This window comes from Synechococcus sp. UW179A, assembly GCF_900473965.1.
Lineage (GTDB): Bacteria > Cyanobacteriota > Cyanobacteriia > PCC-6307 > Cyanobiaceae > Synechococcus_C.
In genome coordinates, this window is sequence record NZ_UCNJ01000006.1 from 1 (window position 1) to 2,514 (window position 2,514).

At 47.6% G+C, this 2,514-nt stretch carries 1 protein-coding gene; it reads right to left on the bottom strand.

The features are described from left to right. The coding region (locus tag DXY31_RS02875; protein ID WP_114991953.1) for a Tn3-like element ISShfr9 family transposase at positions 1-2,375 on the bottom strand (2,375 nt) is incomplete at its 3' end. Positions 2,376-2,514: the final 139 nt, after the last annotated feature.

The window sequence follows — 2,514 nt, forward strand, 5'->3', positions numbered from 1 at the left end:
TCAAACAGATCATTGATGACACTACTGAACTGCGCGTATCGCGGTGCAAAACTGTAACCGCATAGATCCAGTAAGGCGAAGTTAACATGATTGACACCGTGTGTATCTGTCGAGAGTACGTCAGGTTTGATTTCACTGCTGTTGGATTGTAACAGGTCATAAATATAGTGTGATTCGTGCTCGTTGGAACCGATGATCCGAGCATTGAGGGCGCTGTGGTTGGCCACCAGTGTCATGGCCGTGATCCCTTTGTTGGTGCCGAAATACTTAGAGGAGTACCGGGTTTTAAAGGTTTCCAGATGGGTTTCGAATTTCTGACCATCCGCACTGGCATGCAGCTGGTCCTCCTGAATATGGTAGTGGCGGAAGATGGGTAGCGCTGCAACCGCATTATTGATCACGTCGCTGGCGTCATGCAGCGTTTCAGGCCGGATATAGTTGGCCTGCACCGTACTCAGGTGTTCATAGCTTCGATCGGAGATCTGCGCCATGCCATACACACCACGGTGAGTGGCGTTGGCAATCAGAATGGCCAGTAAATCATCCTGATGAGTGAACCCTTGTTTTTGTATCGGAAGTACATGAGTCAGACATTTCATGAACCCGGTTTCGCGCTCTACATACCGCAGTACATCCGCGATACCGACCGGTTGCATTCGCTTAAAAAAGGGATTGTTGACCAGAGATGTAGCGCTTTTGGTCGGCAGACGCCAGCGGGTACCGGTACGATTTTTCATGATCACATTTCGATTGTCTCCCTCATCAATATGGAGAGCAACGTCTTTGAGTGCACTTTCCAGCCGGTGTTGTTTCTCCTGTAACAATAACTCTGCGGGCTGTTTTAGTCTGTCCAGTGTTGATGAGGCCAGCAAGGTATCCTGCGATGTCTGGGGGATCAGGTCGTCTTCCAGTGCGCGGTATTTGGTAACATTTGGCAAATAAATGCGTCCATTCAGTCGTGAGGTTAACTGCCGGTAGAGCAGCCATTCGTAACGTTGCGGGTTAACGTTATCCTGTTTAACCAACCATGGGAGGTGCTTTTTCGGGATGAGCGACGTATCCATCGTCTTCAGTGGTCCACCGAATGCGATTTCCGTCTGCATCTGTTGAAGTTGGGCGACGACGGCTTCTGAGCCTTTACCGGCCTCACATTCAAGGCACAAGAACACCTGCCTTAACAGTTGCTCCAGGAGATTGCATTGTTCATCGTAATGTTGCCACTGGTACTCTTCCACGGTCCGTTTCTGTTTTTTCAGGTAAAGGCAGAGGGTCTGGATATCCCTGTCATTCATGACCTTCAATGCCTGTTGTCTGACTACTGAGAAGGGTTGATTATCATCAATGTTCTCATCCACAAACAGATGCAGTAACTCTGCCGCTTTCGTGACATTGTCCGCGGCTGACTGCCAGGACAGGAACACTGCTTGTTGTGCAAAGGTGTTGGCAGCTTCTTGTTGCTTGCGGATATGGTAAATGAACCCATCAGTTAACCGTTCCAGTGCCAGTTGTATCCGCTCTGTCAGGTGACATAGCAACCATAGATGCTGCTGTGCGCGTTTGAATCGTTTGAGTTTACTACCGTAATAGTTGATGAGCTCACCGAAGTGTTGTCGATTTTTAAGAGACAGATTAAGCCCATCGATAACGCCATTGATTTGCGTGCGCCATGGCGCTAACTGATGATAAAGGGCAAGCTCTTTTTTAAGTTCAGGTACGGTCAGACTTTTTGCACCGCCTCTGAGCTGGTTCAGGCTTAGTCCGTCATCAATGGCTGTTATGCTGTCCAGAAAGACGTGAAGTTCAGGACTGGTGAGTTGATTAAGTTGGTGCGCCAGGTCTTTTCTGACCTGCTGCATCGCTCTGCTTATCAGTCTCTGGAGTACGGTGTACCTAGGGATAGCAATGCTGTGACTGGTTAGGAATTCAATAGCAGTATCAAAGAGGTAACGCGGCTCCAGCCAGGCATTGCCCACCTGAACAAGGTGGTCGAAAAGAGAATTGAAGTGCTGACTTTCGTCCCATTTGTGATAACCAGCAAGGTCTAATACTTTTGCGTAGAGTCGATCTTTTTGTTTTTGTGAGGGAGTGAATGGTCTGAGCCCCTTGCCGCCAAGCAGCTCTTTACTGATGAACATTAAATCCTTAGAAACCTGCGAGTAAGCGATATCTAGGATGACGGGCTTTGATTTGAAGTATCCCAAAATCGCGACAAAGTAACATCTATGAGCTCTGAGACGAATTGACCGAAAAACTGCCAATTCCGCATCGTTCAGAGAAAAGTACAGACGTTGTTCTTCGATTGAAAAAATGGGTGGGGAATAAAGATCTGCCTGTTCTGCTCTCGTGAGAATAGTAATTTCGTTTTTGATGGCCATATCAGGGCTGTTCCGTATTAAATGTACGATATTTACCTAATTTGCCACACTTATAAGTAGTAACCCACCTCCGCAGCCATTTATTGGTGTGGTCTACAGAGGATTATGTCTTTTTAGAGGGGAAAATCCCTAGAACCCC